We start from the raw sequence: 18,285 nt of genomic DNA on the forward strand, positions 1-18,285 counted from the left end.
CAGGCCGTCATGTGCCGCTGCGCTGCCCCGGCAGGCTCGCCCGCGAGGTCGCGTACGCCTCGCGCGCGTGCTCGGACGGCAGGGACGCCGACGAGCCCATCGCGCCGGCCGTCGCCGAGGCCGTACGCCGCAGCTGCGGCGGTACCGGTCCCGGTGCGTCCGGGTGCAGCGCCGGAGGCGGTTGCGGCGGCGCCGACGGTTCGTTGTCCGTCTGCCGTTCGCCCTGCGGTCTGCGGGCCCGGTAGGCCGCCCGGTACGCCGCCGGGGACGAGCCGAGCTGCCGGCGGAAGTGGCCGCGCAGCGCCACCGGCGAGCGGAAGCCGCAGCGCCCCGCGACCTCGTCCACCGAGTAGTCCGACGTCTCCAGCAGGCGCTGCGCCTGGAGCACCCGCTGGGTGATCAGCCACTGGAGCGGCGCACTGCCGGTCAGGGACCGGAAGCGGCGGTCGAAGGTGCGGCGGCTCATATAGGCGCGTGCCGCCAGCGTCTCCACGTCGAACTGCTCGTGGAGGTGCTCCAGCGCCCAGGCGACGACCTCGGCGAGCGGGTCGGCGCCGATCTCCTCGGGTAAAGACCGGTCGAGGTAGCGCTCCTGGCCGCCCGACCGGCGTGGTGGCACGACCAGCCGCCGGGCCAGCGCGCCCGCCGCCTCGTTACCGTGATCCGTCCGCACGATGTGCAGACAGAGATCGATTCCGGCCGCGGTGCCCGCGGACGTCAGCACATCGCCGTCGTCGACGAACAGTTCGCGCGGATCCACGTGTACCGACGGATAGCGCTTGGCCAGCGTCGGCGCGTACATCCAGTGGGTCGTGGCCGGGCGGCCGTCCAGCAGGCCCGCGGCGGCCAGCACGAACGCGCCGGTGCACAGGCCCACGATGCGGGCACCCTCCTCGTGCGCCCGGCGCAGTGCGTCGAGCGCTTCCTCCGGTGGCGGCGAGGTGATCGAACGCCAGGCCGGCACGACGACCGTGCCCGCCCGGGAGATCGCCTCCAGGCCGTGTGGCGCCGTGAGTTCCAGGCCCCCTGTGGTCCGCAGCGGGCCTTCTTCGCCACCGCACACCAGCAAGCGGTAGCGCGGTACGCCGGCGTCCTGGCGGTCAATCCCGAACACCGACAGTGGAATGGAACTCTCGAAAATGGGGCCGCCGCTGAACAGCAGCACCGCGACGATCTCCTTGCGGCGTCGCCCGGAGAGTTTCCGGGCCGCGGCTTCCGGCGCGGCAGTGGAGTCGTGGCTCATCCTGCTAAGCCCCCCTCGGTGGTCGCGGCTCCTCGGTTGTGTCGCTCCTGCACGTTTCCCCTCGGTCCTGCACGAGTCCCCCGCCGTAGACAGTCAAGATCGAATCTAACGTGTCGCACAATGCCGGCGTGGCCAGTTCACCACCCGGCAGATTGTCGACATGGCAACTTGGCGTGAAGCATTCGATCACGAAGCGTTGCACTCGTGGGGCGTGCAGGGAAGTGCGCCTCGGTGCGGTGGCCAATCCCCGTAGGGTGCGCAGCACCCCTGAGGCCCTTTCCGTGCAGGTGGAACGGGGGGTGGGGGGTGGTTGGGGCAAGGGATGCGCCATCACCGGAAGTTGGCTGAAAAGAAGCGGGTCTGTGCGTGAAAACCGGTCAACCGACCGGTGAGCTTCCCCCGGAGTGACGACCCCCGCGATGCGACCCCGTTCCGGTGCGCTGATGGCGCCCCCGGGGGTGCGCCCGCGGCGCGCGCTCCTCGTCGAGCAACCGGGCCGCGCACCGCTCGGACCGGCGCAGCAGCACCCGGCAGACGGCCGTGACGGTGGCGAGTCCCAGGGCGGTCCCGGTGGTGCCGGCCAGCGAGGTGCCGTACCAGAGGAGGACCACCGGCACCAGGAAGCAGCTGAAGGCCGCCCAGCGGATCAGGTCGGTCGACCGGTCGTCGCCGGGGCGGTTCTCGGGGGTGCTGCGGAACGGGGGCACGGGGCGGGCTCCTTCCTGGGGCGGCGGTGCGGGCGTGCGGTGCGGCGGACGGGCGGGCGTGCGGTGCGGCGGGCGGTGTGAGGGGCGGGCGGCGGCTTCGGGTCGGCGGTGGCGGGGGAGCGGGTGGAGGGGACGGCGGTCCACGGGGTTCAACGCCTGTTCGAGCGGTCGGTCACTGCCCGCGCCGGTCCCGCGTCAGTGAATCCTGTGCAAACCGCCTGTACGGGGCAGCAACCATTGCGTTACGGGCGTCCGCTCGTGCATGCTCCCTGGAACCCCCACCGGGGGCGTGCGGGATCTGGGCCTCGGAGGCGTGCCGCCGTACCCTTGGGGGTATGGGGTTGGGAAGATGATTCCCGGACAGCTCCTCGCTCACCGCCGCGTCCCACCCGTATAAGGATCAATACGCCGAGACAGCCATGGCCGGTCACGAATTCTTCGAACCCGCGGACCGCAAGCGGCCCGTCGCCGACCCTACGGCGGCCGAGCCCCAGGCGGCGGAAGACGCACGCCATTCCTGCGATCCAGCCTTCAAGCACGGCGTGGTCGTCGGCTTCGACGGCTCCACGTCCAGTGAGCGCGCCCTCGCCTACGCCATCGGCATGGCCCACCGCTCCGGCTCCGGCCTGATCATCGTCCATGTCGCCAACCGGCTTCCCACCACGGTGTGGGCCGGCTGTGAGCCGCCCGTCTTCGTCGACGTGCCGGACCACCGCACCGAGGTGCTCGGTCTGGAGCTGGCCTGCGCGGAGTACCTCGCCGAGGTGCCCTGGATCCTGGTCGAGCGCGGCGGCGACATCTGTCACGAACTCGAAGAGGTCGGGCGGGAGTACGAGGCCGACGCGATCGTCGTCGGCTCGACCCACGGCATCGTCGGCCGGATCTTCGGCTCGGTCGCGGGGCGGCTCGCCAAGCGGGCCAAGCGGCCGGTCGTCGTCATTCCGTAACTCGCTTCCCCTCCAGGTGAGATGAGAACCGGGTACCCCCGGTCTCCCTTGTCGCGCCGCACGAATCTACTGGCGCGTAGAGGTGTTTGTGCTTTTGTGAAGGGCATATACCGCTCACACAACTGCACATGCATGAAGGGAGCCCGCCGTGGACAACGACGTCTCTGCGGGAAGCAGCACCACCACGGTCGCCGGCCGACTCGCCCTGGGTGTAACCCTGTTGGCCTTCGGGCTCGGGTACACCGACCTCATCGACGGCGTGACGGCTGCGGACGCCGTATCCATCGCCCACTACGTCGGCGGCGTCGCACTGTTCGTCGCCGGCCTGCTCGCCCTCCGCGACCGCGACGCGGCCGCCGGTACCGCCTACACCGTCCTCGGCGCCTTCTGGTTCACCTGGGCGGTCTCCGCCGGTACCCAGGTCTCCGACAACGCCGCCGGTCTCTTCCTGCTCCTGTTCGCCCTCGTGGCGCTCTCCCTGACCCTGGCCGGTGGCGACCGACTCGGCCAGGGCGTCTACGGGTTGTTCTGCGCGGGGCTCGTGCTGATGGCCGTCGCCCGGTTCGCCGACAGCGACGGACTCACCAAGGCCGGCGGCTGGTTCGCCGTCGCGGCGGGCGCGGTGGCCTGGTACGCGGCGACCGCGGCGCTGGCCCACTGGTCCACGGCCGTCTCCCGACGTGCTGCCCGCCCCGGCGTGACGGCCACGGGCTGATCGGCAGCCGCCGCCGGGGAGTTGGGCGTCCCCGGCAGGAGAACGGCCCCCCATGCGCGGGTGGCGCGCGTGGGGGGCCGTTCTGCGTGAGCGGGAGAGGACTACTCCACCGTGACCGACTTCGCCAGGTTGCGCGGCTTGTCGATGTCGCGGCCGAGGGCCTTCGCCGTGTAGTAGGCGAGGAGCTGGAGCGGGATGCCCATCAGGATCGGGTCGAGCTCGTCCTCGTTCTTGGGGACGACGACCGTCTGGTCGGCCTTCTCCTGCTCCCGGTGTGCGACCGCGATGATCTTTCCGCTGCGGGCCTTGATCTCCTCCAGGGCGGCGCGGTTCTTCTCCAGCAGGTCGTCGTCGGGGACGATCGCGACCGTCGGGAGCGCGGGCTCGATGAGGGCCAGCGGGCCGTGCTTCAGCTCGGAGGCGGGGTAGGCCTCGGCGTGGATGTACGAGACCTCCTTGAGCTTCAGCGAGGCCTCACGGGCGACCGGGTAGCCCCGGACGCGGCCGATGAAGAGCATGGAGCGGGCCTCGGCGAGCGTCTCGGCCAGCTTCTCGATCTCGGCCTCCTGCTCCATGATCTCGGCGATCTGCGCGGGCAGCTTGCGCAGGCCCTCGATGATCCGCTTGCCGTCGCGCACGGAGAGGTCGCGGGTGCGGCCCAGGTGCAGGGCGAGCAGCGCGAAGGCGACCGTGGTGTTGGTGAAGCACTTCGTCGAGACGACGCAGACCTCGGGACCGGCGTGCACGTACACGCCGCCGTCCGCCTCGCGGGCGATCGCCGAGCCGACCACGTTGACCACGCCCAGCACCCGGGCGCCCTTGCGCTTGAGCTCCTGGACGGCCGCCAGCACGTCGTACGTCTCACCGGACTGCGAGACGGCGATGTACAGGGTGTCGGGGTCCACGACCGCGTTGCGGTAGCGGAACTCGGAGGCGGGCTCGGCGTCCGCGGGGATGCGGGCGAGCTCCTCGATCATCTGGGCGCCGATCATGCCCGCGTGGTACGAGGTGCCGCAGCCGAGGATCTTCACCCGGCGGATCTGGCGCGCCTCACGGGCGTCCAGGTTGAGGCCGCCGAGGTGCACGGTGGAGAAGCGGTCGTCGATGCGGCCGCGCAGCACGCGGTCCACGGCGTCGGCCTGCTCGTGGATCTCCTTGTGCATGTAGGTGTCGTGGCCGCCCATGTCGTAGGAAGCGGCCTCCCACTCGACGGTGGTCGGCTCCGAGGTGGTGCGGGTGCCCTCGGTGGTGTAGGTGCGGAAGTCGTCGGCCTTCAGGGTGGCCATCTCGCCGTCGTCGAGGGTGACGATCTGGCGGGTGTGGGCGACCAGCGCGGCGATGTCCGAGGCGACGAACATCTCCTTCTCCCCGATGCCGAGGACGACCGGGGAGCCGTTGCGGGCGACGACGATCCGGTCGCTGAAGTCGGCGTGCATCACGGCGATGCCGTAGGTGCCCTCGACCACGCGCAGCGCCTCGCGGACCTTGTCCTCGAGCTTCTCGGCCTGGGCGCGGGCGATCAGGTGGACGAGGACCTCGGTGTCCGTCTCGGAGAGGAACTCGACGCCGTCGGCCTCGAGCTTCCGGCGCAGGTCGGAGGCGTTGTCGATGATGCCGTTGTGCACGACGGCGACCTTGAGGTCGGCCGACATGTGCGGGTGGGCGTTCACGTCGGAGGGGGCGCCGTGGGTGGCCCAGCGGGTGTGGGCGATGCCGGTGGTGCCCTTGAAGCGCGCCGGGACCTTGGCCTCCAGGTCACGGACCCGGCCCTTGGCCTTGACCATCTTCAGGCCGGTCGTCTTCGGCGAGGTGACGACGATGCCCGCCGAGTCGTAGCCGCGGTACTCGAGCCGCTGAAGGCCTTCGAGCAGCAGCGGGGCCACGTCACGCCTGCCGATGTATCCGACGATTCCGCACATATATAGGTATCCCCAAGCTTTCGATCACCCGTAGACGATGCGCCGCAGTTGCCTGAGCGTGAGCTCGGGCGGGGCCACCGCACGGTATTTCAGGTCCGCCTCGACCCGTTCGAAGATCTCCGCGTTGACCAGGCCCTGGGCCTGGAGCTCGCGGTGGCGGCGACGGACGTAGTTCTCGGTCGTCTCGTCGAAGTAGGCGAGCACGTCCTGGATCACCCGTAGCGCCTCGCCCCGCTGGAGGGGCGTGGAGCGCGTCAGGTGATCAACGAGTTCGTCGTGCACCCGGTAGATCCTGGGGTACGCGCGCCGGTTTCGCAAGAATCGTGCCCGATTTCGGGCAGGCACCTGTTAACGAGCCTTGGGGGAACCTTGAATGTGTTATGAGCCGCTGTTCCCCGGCCGTCCATGTGGCGGCTTGCGGCTCGTCGCCCGAGGCGACGAGTTTCAGACGTCATGGACACTCCTCGCATGGGCGTACCCGAGCAGCTCGCCGACCGCATGAGCATGGCCGAGCAGCACGAGTACCTGCGCACCAAGTTCTCCCGGCGCACGATGATCAGAGGCGGCGCCGTCACCCTGGGCGCCGTCACGGGTGGCGCGTTCGTGACCGGCGCCACGGCGCAGGCCGCCGTACCGGCCCGGACCCCGAAGACCGCCCCGGCCGCCGAGCACGTCGACGGGGCCCTCGTCGCCCCCTTCGGCCGCCACCTCGCCTACGGCAAGGACCCGCGCACGGAGATCACGGTCTCCTGGCAGGTCCCGGTCGCGGTGCAGAAGCCCTTCATCCGGATCGGCGCCCACCCCTGGGACCTCTCCCGCAAGATCGAGGCCGAGGTGCGCACGCTGTACACCCCGGCCGGTGTCGGCGCCAGCGGCGACCACACCCAGTACTACCTGCACGCCGAGCTCACCCACCTCAAGCCCGGCAGGACGTACTACTACGGCGTCGGCCACGCGGGCTTCGACCCGGCCGCCGCCCACCTCCTCGGCACCCTCGGCACCTTCACCACCGCCCCCGACCACAAGGCGCCGTTCACCTTCACCGCCTTCGGCGACGAGGGCGTCGGCTACCACGGCCTCGCCAACAACAGCCTCCTCCTCGGCCAGAACCCGGCCTTCCACCTGCACGCCGGCGACATCGCCTACGCCGACCCGTCCGGCGCTGGCAAGCCCGCCGACACCGGTTTCGACTCGCGGATCTGGGACCAGTTCCTCGCCCAGACCGAGTCCGTCGCCAAGTCCGTCCCGTGGATGCCGGCCTACGGCAACCACGACATGGAGGCCTGGTACTCGCCCAACGGCTACGGCGGCGAGGACGCCCGCTGGAACCTGCCGGACAACGGCCCCGACGCGAAGAACCTCCCGGGCGTCTACACCTTCGTCTACGGCAACACGGCGGTGATCTCGCTCGACGCCAACGACATCTCCTTCGAGATCCCGGCCAACCTCGGCATCTCCGGCGGCACCCAGACCAAGTGGCTGGAGACGCAGCTCAAGAAGTACCGGGCGTCGAAGGACGTCGACTTCATCGTGATCTTCTTCCACCACTGCGCCTACTGCACCTCCACCGCGCACGCCTCGGAGGGGGGTGTGCGCCAGGAGTGGGTGCCGCTGTTCGAGAAGTACACGGTCGACCTGGTCATCAACGGCCACAACCACCAGTACGAGCGCACCGACGTCCTGAAGGAGGGTGCCGTCACCAAGAAGCTCCCGATCGGCGGCACGGCGTACCCCGAGACCGAGGGCGTCGTCTACGTCACGGCGGGCGCGGCCGGCCGCAGCCTGTACGCCTTCACCGCCCCGCTGTCCTACGAGGGCCACGAGAACGAGGTCGACTCCGTCGCCTCCTACATCAACACCAAGGACGGCAAGGTGAACGAGACGGTCACCTGGTCGCGGGTGCGCTACCTCGACTACTCCTTCCTGCGGGTGGACGTCACCCCGGCCGCCAAGGGCCGCACGGCCACGCTGACCGTGCGCGGCATCGCCGAGACCGGCGCGCAGGTCGACCACTTCACGGTGGCCCGCAAGGCGAAGTAGCCCCGCCGGGTGTGCCCGGAAGGCGGGGCACACCCACGCGCACAGCCGCGCACACCCACGGCGTACCCACGCGCACGCCCGCGCGCGCACCACCCACGCGCACCGGGATGCGCGCACCCACGCCCACCGTCACGTCGGCAGGCGGTCCTCGTCCGCGCTACAAGCGTTTGAGGACCGCCTGTTTGGCCATCGCGAACTCCTCGTCCGTCAGGACGCCGTCACGGCGCAGCTCGCCCAGCTCGCGCAGCCGGCGCAGCAGCGCGTCGTGGTCGTCCCCGGCGGCGGAGTCCGGCTCGCGCTGCGCGGGCAGGGCGCCGCGGGGTCCGGCCGCCGGATGGGGCAGCCGGGCCTGGACGGCCGCCGCGACGAGCGCCATCAGCGGATCCTTCTTGAACCCCCACAGCTCCACGGCGTTGGGGTCGTACTTGGCCGGCGCCTTGGTCGGCGCGTGCCGCAGCCGGAAGCGCAGACAGCCGTTCTCGAGACCGACCGCGGGCTGCCACTCCACGGCCTCGATCTCCGCGATGCCGAGACTGCGGGGACCGGCGGAGGCTTTGGACTCCTCGGTCTTCCAGTTCCACTCCAGCCGTACCCGCTCACCGTCGAAGCTCGCGGTGCCGTCCCCGGCGGAGGCGGACAGGGGCACGGACGGGCCGGGCAGCAGATACGCGTCCACCGGGTCGGCCGGCACCTCGTCGAGGAGCAGGGCCCGGCGCACCTCGTCCACGAGGTACTCGGCGACCCCGTACCGGTCGGATTCGACGAGCAGCTGGTAGGGATCGTGCGGCTCGGTCAGCCGTCCGCCGGTCGCCTGGAGCAGCGGATCGGCGCCGTCCCGCAGCCGTAGCCGCAGCCGTCCGGTCCGCTTTCCCTGCTCGAACGACACCCCGGCCAACGCGCCCAGGGGGACGACGAGTTCACCCAGTTCCCTGCGGAGCGGGCTGACGTTCTTGTCCCGCCCCGGGGTGAGCCGCAGGGCGTCGCCGTCGAAGACCCAGGTGCCGTCCTTCTGGATGATTTCCGCCATGCAGACGATTGTTCCAAACATGGCGGCGGGCGCCCCCGAGGACCGTACTCGGGGGCGCCCGCCGCCCGGATCAGAACCGCGAGACGGGATTTTCGAGGGTTCCGACCAGCTGGAGGGCGCCCGAGGGGTCCGCCAGGTCCACCATCTGCCTGTTGTTGCGCAGCTGGAGACGGTTGAGGCAGGACAGGGCGAACTCGGGGGCGAACAGGTCGTACTGGCGGAACCTGTCGGCCAGTTCGGGGTTCGCCTCCTGGTAGGCGCGGGTGACCTCGGCGACCGTCCGCCAGAAGTCGTCCTCCGCGAGGATCCCCTCGGTGGCCAGGCCGGCCGCGAGGAACCGGAAGAAGCAGTCGAAGACGTCCGTGAAGATGGACAGCAGCTTCATGTCCTCGGGCACCTCGACGCGCACGCGCCGGACCTCGGGCGGCAGCACCGCGTCCGGGTCCATGACGGCGATCTCCTCGGCGATGTCCTTGTAGATCGCCCGCTGTACCGCCCCGTCCTTCAGTACCAGGACGGTGTTCTCGCCGTGCGGCATGAAGACCAGGTCGTAGGCGTAGAAGCTGTGCAGGAGCGGGGTGTAGTACGCCTCGAGGTAGCCGCGCAGCCATTGGGCGGGCGGCAGTCCCGACTGCTCGATCAGCGCGCCGGCCACCGAGCGGCCCTCGTGGTCCACATGGACCAGGGAGGCCATCGTCGCGAGCGTCTCGCCGTCCCGGAGCGACGGCACCGGGCTCTCGCGCCACAGCGCGGCCAGCATCTTGCGGTACGGCGAGTAGCGGTCCGTGGCCGCCTCGTACTCCAGGTGCCGGTAGCCGACGGCCGCCCGCTCCCGGATGATCGACAGGCCCGTCGACCTCAGCACCGGGTCGTTGTCGATGAGCTGGGCCAGCCAGTCGTTGATGGCCGGGGTCGCCTCCATGTAGGCGGCCGAGAGTCCGCGCATGAAGCCCATGTTGAGGACGGACAGGGCCGTCTTCACGTAGTGCTTCTCGGGGTGCGAGGTGTTGAAGAACGTCCGGATGGATTGCTGCGCCAGGTACTCGTCGTCGCCCTCGCCGAGACAGACCAGGTTCCCGCGGGCGATCTCGGCGGCGAAGGTGACGGTGAGCTTGTTCCACCACTGCCAGGGGTGCACGGGGATGAGGAGATAGTCGTCCGGGTCGCGGTCCTGCTCGCGCAGGATCGCGTCGAACCGCTCGACCGTCTTCTCGCCCAGTTCCTCCCGAACGAAGGACGCGTAGTCGATCCCGGCGCCCGCCGTGAACGCCGCCCGCGAGCGGTGCGCGGCCAGCCACACCAGCCGGACCGGGCTCGCCGTCTCCGGGGCGTAGGACAGGTACTCGTGGATGCCGAAGCCGAGCCGTCCGTTGTTGGCGACGAAGCAGGGGTGGCCCTCGGTCATCCCGGTCTCGATGGCCTGGAAGCCGCTCCTGACCAGCTCCGCCGACGTGATCTGCGGCTTGGTCAGTTTGTAGCAGGTGCCGGAGAGGGTGGAGGAGATCTCCTCCAGGTAGACCGGCAGGATCTCCTCGCTCAGGCCCAGTGTCTTCTTCAGTTCGATGAAGAAGTCCAGCGCGGCGACCGGGAGTTCGGCCCCGTCCCGGGTGCGGGTGATCGAGTCGGCGTCCACCTGCCAGTGGTCGAGGGCATGCCGGACGGCGGCGAAGCGGTAGGAGGTCAGCCCGTCGTCGCCGCGGACGACGAAGCGGCCGTCCGTCTCCTCGGGGGTGATCAGCCGCTCGTGCGCGAACTCCGCGAGCGCCTTGCGGACGAGCAGACGGTTGGCCTTCTCCCAGCGATCGGGGGAGAGGTGGGCGACGGCGTCGGCGAGGCTCATGCCGTCACCCCCGTCGCCGCGACGAACTGCTCACGGGTGCAGAAGCTCAGCAGCGCCTTCTTCTCCGGCTTCTGGATCTCCCGCTCGGGCACGAAGCCGACGGCCTCGTTGAGGGCGTGCACCGCCGTGTTGGAGACGTCCGGCTCGACGACGACCCGGGAGGTGGTCGGGTCCTCGAAGAGGCGGGCCATCACGGCGGTGATCACGGCCCGGGTGAACCCGTGCACGGGACGGTCGGTGGGGGCGACCAGGAAGTGCATGCCGACGTCGCCGGGCAGCGGCTCGTACAGGCCGACCAGCTCACGGTGGGCCGGGTCGTAGTACTCCATCAGGAAGGCGGGCTCGCCGTCGCGCAGGCCGATGAGGGCGTGGCTGTGCTCGTCGGCCGCGATGTCCATGTAGGCGCGCTCGACGTCCACCAGTTTCGCGTTCTGCATCATCCAGAACGCGGCCTTGGGGTGCGTGACCCAGCCGTGCAGCAGCTCGGCGTCCTCGACGGGGTCGAGGGGCCTGAGGGTGAGACGGCCTACGGCCGTGGTCGTGCTCATACGGCGAACTCCTGGAACGCGATGGTCTTCTCGACCGGGTAGTACTCACTGCCGAGCAGGTCACGGATGATCGAGCTGTTGCGGTACGCGCCCATGCCGAGGTCGGGCGAGGTGATGCTGTGGGTGTGCGCGCCCGCGTTCTGGAGGAACACGCCCCGGCCCGTGGTGTCGATGGAGTAGTTGCGGGCGACGTCGAAGTTGCCGTGCGAGTCGTAGCGCAGTCTGTCCCGCACCGGCGCGAGGAACTCCGGCTCGGCGTACTTGTAGCCGGTGGCCAGGACCAGCCCCTGCGAGCTCAGCTCGAAGTCCTTGCCCTGCTCCTCCTGGCGGAAGGTGAGGGTGTAGGTGCCGTCGGCGTACCGGGCGTTGTTCAGCGAGGAGTTGGTGAGCAGCCGGGTGGGCACCGGGCCGGTGAGGTTCTTCTGGTAGAGCAGGTCGAAGATCTCGTTGATGAGATCGCCGTCGATGCCCTTGAACAGGCCCTTCTGCTCGGCGGTGAGGCGGTAGCGGGTCTCCTCCGGCAGCTCGCGGAAGTAGTCGATGTACTCCGGGGAGGTCATCTCCAGCGTGAGCTTGGTGTATTCGAGCGGGAAGAAGCGCGGGGAGCGGGTGACCCAGTTCAGCCGGTAGCCGTGGACGTCGATCTCGCCGAGCAGGTCGTAGTAGATCTCGGCGGCCGACTGGCCGGAGCCGACCAGCGTGATCGACTCCTTCTTCTGGAGCTCCGCCTTGTGCCGCAGATAGCGGGAGTTGTGCAGGAAGTCGCCGCCCAGGTCCGCGCAGGCCTGCGGGATGTGCGGGGGCGTACCGGTGCCGAGGACCAGGTGGCGGCCGCGGTAGCGCTCGCCGGTGGTGGTCCGCACGACGTACAGGTCGTCCTCGTAGGTGACTTCGGCGACCGTGGTCGAGAAGCGCACGCTGCTCAGTTTGTTCGCGGCCCAGCGGCAGTAGTCGTCGTACTCGACCCGCAGCGGGTAGAAGTTCTCGCGGATGTAGAACGAGTAGAGCCGGCCTTTCTCCTTCAGGTAGTTGAGGAAGGAGTACGGCGAGGTCGGGTCGGCCAGGGTGACCAGGTCCGACATGAACGGCGTCTGGAGGTGGGCGCCGTCGAGGAACATGCCGGCGTGCCACTCGAAGTCCGGCTTGGACTCCAGGAAGACGCCGTCCAGGGCGTCGATGGGCTCGGTGAGGCAGGCGAGGCCGAGGTTGAAGGGGCCGAGCCCGATCCCCACGAAGTCATAGGTGTGGCTGGCTTCAGGAAGCGTGGTCAAGGGACTCTCCCAGGTACTGCTCGGCGTGGCCGGCGATCAGGTCGAGGACGGCGGCGATGTCGTCGGTCGTCGTCTCGGGGTTCAGCAGGGTGAACTTCAGGTAGTGGCGGGCGCCGACCTTCGTGCCCGCGACCACCGCGTCACCGGAGGCGAACAGGGCCTTGCGGGCGTAGAGGTTGGCGCGGTCGATCTCGGCCGGGTCGGTGACGGCGGCGGGGATGTAGCGGAAGACGAGGGTGGAGAGCGACGGCTGGACGACGACGTCGAAGCGCGGGTCGGCGGCCAGCAGGTGCCAGCCCTCGACGGTCAGGTCGCAGACCTCGTCGAAGAGCTGCCCGATGCCGTCGGCGCCCATGGTCCGCAGGGTCATCCACAGTTTGAGCGCGTCGAAGCGCCGGGTGGTCTGGAGGGACTTGTCCACCTGGTTGGGGATGCGCTCCTGCACCATGCGGCGCGGGTTGAGGTACTCGGCGTGGTAGGTGGCGTGCCGCAGCGTGGCCGCGTCGCGGACCAGGACGGCCGAGGAACTCACCGGCTGGAAGAAGGACTTGTGGTAGTCGACGGTGACGGAGTCGGCACGCTCGATGCCGTCGATCCGGTCCCGGTACTTCACGGAGGCGAGCAGGCCGCAGCCGTAGGCCGCGTCGACGTGCATCCAGGTGCCGTACCGCATGCACAGCTCGGCGATCTCGGGCAGCGGGTCGATGGAGCCGAAGTCGGTCGTGCCGGCGGTGGCGACGACGGCCATCGGCGTCAGCCCTGCTTCCTTGCACCGCTCCAGCTCATGGGCGAGTGCGACGGTCTGCATCCGCTTGTTGTTGTCGACCGGGACGGACACCACCGCGTCCGGGCCCAGACCCAGCAGTTTCGCGGACTTCTTCACGCTGAAGTGGCTGACCTCGGAGGCGAAGATGCGCAGTTCGGCGAGGTTCTCCGTCTTGGCCTCCTCGCGGGCCAGCAGCAGCGCCTGGAGGTTGGACTGGGTGCCGCCGGAGGTGAACACGCCGTCGGCGGCCGGGCCGAGGCCGATCCGGGCCGTCGTCCAGTCGATCAGTTTGCGCTCGATGAGCGTGCCGCCGGCCGACTGGTCCCAGGTGTCGAGGGAGGAGTTGACGGCCGACAGGACCGCTTCGCCCAGCACGGCCGGGATGACGACCGGGCAGTTGAGGTGGGCGAGGTAGCGGGGATGGTGGAAGTAGACCGCGTCGCGGAGGTAGACCTCCTCCAGCTCGTCCAGGACGGCCGTGGTGTCGTGCAGCGGCTCGTCCAGGTCGATCGCGTCGATGCGGGGCGCGAGGGCGTCGACCGAGACGCCGGTGAACGGACGGTCGGTGGCGGCGATTTTTGCGGCCACCCGCTCTACTCCTTCGGTCACGGAGCGGCGGTACTGCTCCGCGGTCGTGTCATTGAGCAGGTGCGAGCGCATGGTGGGGGTCCTCCGGGGGGTGGGGACGAGGTGTGGTGCGGACGGGCGCGGGGACGGAGCCTCGGTTTCAACTTAGGTTAGCCTAACCTAAGTAGTGCGGGGGAGGGCCGGCCTCTGCCGTGACGGTGATCACGCCGATGCCCCCGCTCAACTGCCCGCGGGGGAAAGGGTGGTGACTACTCCGCCGCGCGGAGCTGCTCTTCGCTCATGCCCTGGCGCCAGTAGCCGACGAAGGTGATCCGGCGCCGGTCGATCCCGCGCTCCCCGACGAAGTGGCGGCGCAGGGCCTTCACGCACCCCGACTCGCCGGCGATCCAGACGTACGGGTGCTCGGCGGCCGGGAGCCGTGCCTCGCGGAGCGCGTCCACGGAGCTCTCCCCGACCACCCAGGTGACCTCGGCGTCCGCCGCGGTCGTCAACTCCTGGACGTTCCCGGCGTCGTGCGCCTCCAGCCAGACCCGGACGCGCTGTCCGGCCGGCAGGGACTCCAGGATCGACGCGATGGCCGGAAGGGCGGTCTCGTCGCCCCACAGCACGACCAGATCGGTGTCCCCGGGCGGCCGGAACCTGATCCCCCGGTTGTCGGCCAGGGCCGGACCCAGCAGGACCACCCGGTCCCCGGTACCGGCACCGGCGGCCCACACGGAGGCGGGCCCGGCCGGGGTGTGCAGCACGAAGTCGATGTCGATCTCGGCGGTGCGCCCGAACGCGTCCCGGCGCAGCGCCCGCAGGGTGTACGACCGCATCACGGCCCGTACGTCGTCCGGCAGTTCACGCCACCCCTGCCACCAGCCGTCCCCGAGCTCGAAGGGCACCCGCGGCTCGCTCTGCCCCGGGTGCGGCAGGAACAGCGACAGCGACTGGTCGTGTCCGTCGGAGAAGAAGTGCTCGAGATCCGGCCCGGAGAAGGTGACCCGGACGAGCGACGACCCGACCCGCCGGGTCCGCACGACATCGAGGGAGAAGAACCGGAAGGGGGCGACGACTGCGGTGGTCACGGGGGCTCCTGTGAGCGTGGGGAGGGGGGTGGCCGCTTCCAGGGGCGGGGGGCCGCGTCCGTACGCGGCTCCGCCGCGTGGGCGAGACCGGCCGCGACGGACCCGCGGCTCACCCACGACCGGCGCCACCCGCTGTGTCAGCTGACCTTCTTCGCCTTCTCGAGCGCGTCCGCGAGGTTCTCGAGCAGCGGTACGCACTTGGCGTAGGAGAGGATCGGCTCCGGCGAGCGCGCGATGACCTGACCGGCCTTCACCGCGGGGAGCTTCTTCCAGGTCGCCTCGGTGATGTCGGCGGGCTGGATGGTCGAGGAGCGGTCGTCCATCATGATGATGTCCGCCGCGTACTTGTCGACGTTCTCCCAGCTCAGCGACTCGTACCAGCCGCCACCCTCGGCCTTCGCGCTCTCCGGCGGCTCGATGAAGTTCACGCCGAGGGCCTTGAAGTACTCCAGGTCGATGGAGAGGTTGGTGCCGGAGACGTAGAAGAGCGCCTCGCTCGCGGAACCGGCCAGCACCTTGATCTCGGGCTTGGCCTTGGCGGCGGCGCGCAGCCGGGCGGCCGCGTCCTCGAACTTCTTCTTCGCGTCGGTGACCGCGGCCGCCTTCATGTCGGCGCCGAGCGACTCGGCCAGCTCCCACATCCGCTGGAGCGGAGCGGTCAGCTGACGGTCGTAGACGGAGACGCCGACGCTCGGGGCGAGCTTGGCGATCTTGTCCTTGGAGGCCTCGGGGACGTACCAGAGGGTGCCGGCGCTGTCGAACATCGTGGAGATGAGGACGTCGGGGGCGAGGGTCGCGTACTTCTCGACGTTGAACTCGTCCCAGACGTTGCCGATGACCGTCACCTTGGAGACGTCCATGTCGCCGGCCTGGACGTCGGCCTTGCCCGCGGCGGTCTTCGTCGGGCCGAAGACGCCCTTGACCTGGATGCCGTAGTCGTAGAGGGCGGCGCCGACGCCGGTGAAGGCGACGATGTTCGCGGGGATCTTGTCGAGCTTCACGGTGGTGCCGCGGTCGTCCTTGAAGGTCCAGGAACCGGACTTGGCAGAGGTGTTCGCCGACGACTCGGAGCCACTGCTGCTCGCGTCGTCGTCCCCGCAGGCGGCGAGGGCGGCACCGAGGCCCAGGGCGCCGCCGGCGGCGAGGATGCCACGGCGGGTGGGACGAGCGGCTCTGGCGTTGGGCATGTCTCTGGCTACTTTCGGACGGGGTGGATCACCCGCGGACGGTTCCGAACGTAGGTTAGCCTAACCTCAGCTCGTGTCCAGAGGGTGGTTCCAGGTTGTGGAACACCCGCGTCGATGCATGCCTGTTTTCTGTGCCGCTCCTGTGGATCCAAGGCGTACGGGATGTCAGGAGGGTGGATCGGGCGGGGGGTTGCCGCTCGCTTCGAGGAAGTGAAGAGCGGGTGGGACGGCCTCGGCGCAGGCCCGGAAGGCCGCCGTACCGGCCCGGAGCGAGCGGTACGGCCACCTCGTAGACGGATCGGACCCGCACGCTCAGGCAGGCAGACCCAACTCGCGGGCGATCAGCATCCGTTGCACCTCGCTCGTGCCCTCCCCGATCTCCAGGATCTTGGAGTCGCGCCACATCCGGGCCACCGGGTACTCGTTCATGAAGCCGTAGCCGCCGTGCACCTGGGTGGCGTCGCGGGCGTTGTCGACGGCGATCGTCGACGAGTACAGCTTGGCGAGGGCCGCCTCCTTCTTGAAGGGGTCCCCGGCCACCAGCCGCGAGGCCGCGTCCCGCCAGGCGAGGCGGGCCGTGTGGGCCTTCATCTCCATGTCGGCGATCTTGAACTGGATGGCCTGGTTGGCGCCGATCGGACGGCCGAACGCGTGCCGTTCCCCCGCGTACTTGACCGACTCGTCCACACAGCCCTGCGCGAGACCTGTCGCGAGGGCCGCGATGGCGATGCGTCCCTCGTCGAGGATCCGCAGGAACTGCGCGTAGCCGCGGCCCTCCTCGCCCAGCAGGTTCGCCGCGGGCACGCGCACGTCCGAGAAGGACAGCTCACGGGTGTCGGAGGCGTTCCAGCCGACCTTCGAGTACGGGCCCGCGACCGTGAAGCCCGGTGTGCCGGACGGGACGATGATGGCCGAGATCAGCGGACGGCCGTCCGGCTTGCGGCCGGTCACCGCCGTGACCGTGACCAGCCCCGTGATGTCGGTGCCCGAGTTGGTGATGAAGCACTTGGTGCCGTTGATCACCCACTCGTCGGTCTCGGGGTCGAGCCGGGCCGTCGTACGCGTCGCACCCGCGTCGGAGCCGCCGTCCGGCTCGGTCAGCCCGAACGCGCCCAGCATCTCGCCGGAGCACAGCCGCGGCAGCCACTCCCGCTTCTGTTCCGGCGTCCCGAAGAGATGGATCGGCATGGCGCCCAGCGAGACGCCCGCCTCCAGGGTGATCGCCACCGACGAGTCGACCCGCGCGAGTTCCTCCAGGGCGATGCCGAGGGCGAGGTAGTCGCCGCCCATGCCGCCGTGTTCCTCGGGGAACGGCAGCCCGAACAGGCCCATGCGGCCCATCTCGCGGACGATCTCGTAGGGGAACTCGTGCCGCTCGTAGAAGTCGCCGATCTTGGGCGCGACCACGTCGTGCGCGAACTCCTCGACGGTACGGCGGAGTTCTTCCAGTTCGGGGGAGAGACGGTGGTCCATTTCGGGTCACTGCTCCTTGTGGGGCTGTGTCGGGGTGCCGAGTGCTCGGACGGTGCGGGAAGGGCTGGGTCGGCCCAGTCGGCCGGCCATCCACTCGCTCGTGGCGACGAGACGGCCGAGGTCCACCCCCGTGTCGATGCCGAGGCCCCGCAGCATCCACACGAGGTCTTCGGTGGCGAGATTGCCGGTGGCGGACTTGGCGAACGGACAGCCGCCGAGACCGCCCGCCGAGGCGTCGACGGTGGTGACGCCGTGCTGGAGCGCGGCGAGGGTGTTGGCGAGCGCCTGTCCGTACGTGTCGTGGAAGTGCACGCCCAGCGCGCCCGTGGGCACGCCCTGTTCGTTCAGCGCGGTCAGCAGGGAGCCGACGTGGCCCGGGGTGGCCACGCCGATCGTGTCGCCCAGGCTCAGCTCGTCGCAGCCCAGGTCGAGCAGGGCGCGGCAGACCCGGACGACCTGCTCGACCGGGACCTCGCCCTCCCACGGGTCGCCGAAGCACATGGAGAGGTAGCCGCGCACATGTACGTCCTCGGCCTTGGCGCGGGCCACCACCGGCTCGGACATCGCCAGTACCTCGTCCACCGTGCGGTTGAGATTGGCCTTGGCGAAGGACTCGGTGGCGCTGGCGAACACGGCGACCCGGCGGGCGCCCAGGGAGAGGGCGCGGTCGAGGCCGCGCTCGTTCGGCACCAGGACCGGCAGCGCCACGTCGAGATCGCTCACCAGCGGGAACAACTGCTCGGCGTCGGCGAGCTGGGGCACCCATCCGGGGTGGACGAAGCTGGTGGCCTCGATGGTGGTGAGGCCCGCTTCGGCGAGGCGGTGCACGAACTCCGCCTTGACGGCCGTCGGCACGGTCGACTTCTCGTTCTGGAGTCCGTCGCGCGGGCCCACCTCGTGGATGCGCACCCGCGCGGGCAGGCCCGCGACGGGTACGGCCATGG

The 18,285-nt window shown here is 70.0% G+C and carries 16 protein-coding genes; 3 read left to right on the top strand and 13 right to left on the bottom strand.

The window, feature by feature from the left end; genetic code table 11:
* Positions 1-7: 7 nt before the first annotated feature.
* The gene (locus AOQ37_RS28305; protein WP_062648198.1) at positions 8-1,243 is read right to left on the bottom strand and encodes a helix-turn-helix domain-containing protein; all 1,236 of its coding nucleotides are present in this window, start codon (positions 1,241-1,243) and stop codon (positions 8-10) included.
* Positions 1,244-1,620: 377 nt separating this feature from the next.
* Positions 1,621-1,950, bottom strand: coding sequence for a hypothetical protein (locus tag AOQ37_RS28310; RefSeq protein WP_062648199.1), 330 nt, complete (start codon positions 1,948-1,950; stop codon positions 1,621-1,623).
* A gap of 419 nt (positions 1,951-2,369) precedes the next feature.
* Here AOQ37_RS28310 and AOQ37_RS28315 point away from each other — a divergent pair, with 419 nt between their 5' ends.
* The gene (locus AOQ37_RS28315; RefSeq protein WP_057600310.1) at positions 2,370-2,897 is read left to right on the top strand and encodes a universal stress protein; all 528 of its coding nucleotides are present in this window, start codon (positions 2,370-2,372) and stop codon (positions 2,895-2,897) included.
* A 148-nt stretch (positions 2,898-3,045) separates the two neighbouring features.
* Entirely contained in the window at positions 3,046-3,612 is a 567-nt protein-coding gene (locus tag AOQ37_RS28320; RefSeq protein ID WP_062648201.1) for a GPR1/FUN34/YaaH family transporter, read from the top strand.
* A gap of 101 nt (positions 3,613-3,713) precedes the next feature.
* On the opposite strand, the gene glmS is transcribed toward AOQ37_RS28320, so the two are convergent.
* Entirely contained in the window at positions 3,714-5,531 is a 1,818-nt protein-coding gene (gene glmS, locus AOQ37_RS28325; protein WP_062648202.1) for a glutamine--fructose-6-phosphate transaminase (isomerizing), read from the bottom strand.
* Between the two features lie 24 nt (positions 5,532-5,555).
* On the bottom strand, positions 5,556-5,813 hold the full coding sequence (locus AOQ37_RS28330; protein WP_020131788.1) for a hypothetical protein: 258 nt from the start codon (positions 5,811-5,813) through the stop codon (positions 5,556-5,558).
* 186 nt (positions 5,814-5,999) lie between these two features.
* Here AOQ37_RS28330 and AOQ37_RS28335 point away from each other — a divergent pair, with 186 nt between their 5' ends.
* Entirely contained in the window at positions 6,000-7,571 is a 1,572-nt protein-coding gene (locus AOQ37_RS28335) for a purple acid phosphatase family protein (RefSeq protein ID WP_062648203.1), read from the top strand.
* A gap of 157 nt (positions 7,572-7,728) precedes the next feature.
* Here AOQ37_RS28335 and AOQ37_RS28340 read toward each other — a convergent pair whose 3' ends face one another.
* The 9 genes from AOQ37_RS28340 to AOQ37_RS28380 form a co-directional block, all read right to left on the bottom strand.
* Positions 7,729-8,598: a DUF4429 domain-containing protein gene (locus tag AOQ37_RS28340; protein ID WP_062648204.1), complete on the bottom strand. Its 870-nt coding sequence runs from the start codon at positions 8,596-8,598 to the stop codon at positions 7,729-7,731.
* 70 nt (positions 8,599-8,668) lie between these two features.
* Positions 8,669-10,438, bottom strand: a complete 1,770-nt coding sequence (locus AOQ37_RS28345; protein WP_062648205.1) for an IucA/IucC family protein — start codon at positions 10,436-10,438, stop codon at positions 8,669-8,671.
* Positions 10,435-10,986: a GNAT family N-acetyltransferase gene (locus AOQ37_RS28350; RefSeq protein ID WP_062648206.1), complete on the bottom strand. Its 552-nt coding sequence runs from the start codon at positions 10,984-10,986 to the stop codon at positions 10,435-10,437. Before AOQ37_RS28350 ends, AOQ37_RS28345 begins: the two co-directional genes overlap by 4 nt.
* Positions 10,983-12,257 carry a lysine N(6)-hydroxylase/L-ornithine N(5)-oxygenase family protein gene (locus AOQ37_RS28355; protein ID WP_062648207.1) on the bottom strand — a complete coding sequence of 425 codons (1,275 nt, stop codon included), beginning with the start codon at positions 12,255-12,257 and terminating at the stop codon, positions 10,983-10,985. Before AOQ37_RS28355 ends, AOQ37_RS28350 begins: the two co-directional genes overlap by 4 nt.
* Positions 12,241-13,683 (bottom strand): lysine decarboxylase DesA, encoded by a 1,443-nt coding sequence (gene desA, locus AOQ37_RS28360; protein ID WP_062648210.1) that lies wholly within the window; start codon positions 13,681-13,683, stop codon positions 12,241-12,243. Before desA ends, AOQ37_RS28355 begins: the two co-directional genes overlap by 17 nt.
* A 176-nt stretch (positions 13,684-13,859) precedes the next feature.
* The gene (locus AOQ37_RS28365) at positions 13,860-14,681 is read right to left on the bottom strand and encodes a siderophore-interacting protein (protein WP_062648212.1); all 822 of its coding nucleotides are present in this window, start codon (positions 14,679-14,681) and stop codon (positions 13,860-13,862) included.
* A gap of 137 nt (positions 14,682-14,818) precedes the next feature.
* Positions 14,819-15,868, bottom strand: coding sequence for an ABC transporter substrate-binding protein (locus tag AOQ37_RS28370; protein ID WP_062648214.1), 1,050 nt, complete (start codon positions 15,866-15,868; stop codon positions 14,819-14,821).
* A 312-nt stretch (positions 15,869-16,180) separates the two neighbouring features.
* Positions 16,181-17,341, bottom strand: coding sequence for an acyl-CoA dehydrogenase family protein (locus AOQ37_RS28375; RefSeq protein ID WP_062648217.1), 1,161 nt, complete (start codon positions 17,339-17,341; stop codon positions 16,181-16,183).
* Between the two features lie 6 nt (positions 17,342-17,347).
* Positions 17,348-18,283, bottom strand: coding sequence for a hydroxymethylglutaryl-CoA lyase (locus tag AOQ37_RS28380; RefSeq protein WP_062648218.1), 936 nt, complete (start codon positions 18,281-18,283; stop codon positions 17,348-17,350).
* Positions 18,284-18,285: the final 2 nt, after the last annotated feature.

This window comes from Streptomyces maremycinicus (assembly GCF_001184025.1).
GTDB classification, from domain to species: Bacteria; Actinomycetota; Actinomycetes; order Streptomycetales; family Streptomycetaceae; genus Streptomyces; species Streptomyces maremycinicus.

Excerpts from the sequence above, each read along its gene's own strand:
- AOQ37_RS28305 (WP_062648198.1), bottom strand. The coding sequence starts at position 1,243 with ATGAGCCACGACTCCACTGCCGCGCCGGAAGCCGCGGCCCGGAAACTC.
- AOQ37_RS28315 (WP_057600310.1), top strand. The coding sequence starts at position 2,370 with ATGGCCGGTCACGAATTCTTCGAACCCGCGGACCGCAAGCGGCCCGTC.
- glmS (WP_062648202.1), bottom strand. The coding sequence starts at position 5,531 with ATGTGCGGAATCGTCGGATACATCGGCAGGCGTGACGTGGCCCCGCTG.
- AOQ37_RS28335 (WP_062648203.1), top strand. The coding sequence starts at position 6,000 with ATGGGCGTACCCGAGCAGCTCGCCGACCGCATGAGCATGGCCGAGCAG.
- AOQ37_RS28340 (WP_062648204.1), bottom strand. The coding sequence starts at position 8,598 with ATGGCGGAAATCATCCAGAAGGACGGCACCTGGGTCTTCGACGGCGAC.
- AOQ37_RS28345 (WP_062648205.1), bottom strand. The coding sequence starts at position 10,438 with ATGAGCCTCGCCGACGCCGTCGCCCACCTCTCCCCCGATCGCTGGGAG.
- AOQ37_RS28350 (WP_062648206.1), bottom strand. The coding sequence starts at position 10,986 with ATGAGCACGACCACGGCCGTAGGCCGTCTCACCCTCAGGCCCCTCGAC.
- desA (WP_062648210.1), bottom strand. The coding sequence starts at position 13,683 with ATGCGCTCGCACCTGCTCAATGACACGACCGCGGAGCAGTACCGCCGC.
- AOQ37_RS28370 (WP_062648214.1), bottom strand. The coding sequence starts at position 15,868 with ATGCCCAACGCCAGAGCCGCTCGTCCCACCCGCCGTGGCATCCTCGCC.
- AOQ37_RS28375 (WP_062648217.1), bottom strand. The coding sequence starts at position 17,341 with ATGGACCACCGTCTCTCCCCCGAACTGGAAGAACTCCGCCGTACCGTC.
- AOQ37_RS28380 (WP_062648218.1), bottom strand. The coding sequence starts at position 18,283 with ATGGCCGTACCCGTCGCGGGCCTGCCCGCGCGGGTGCGCATCCACGAG.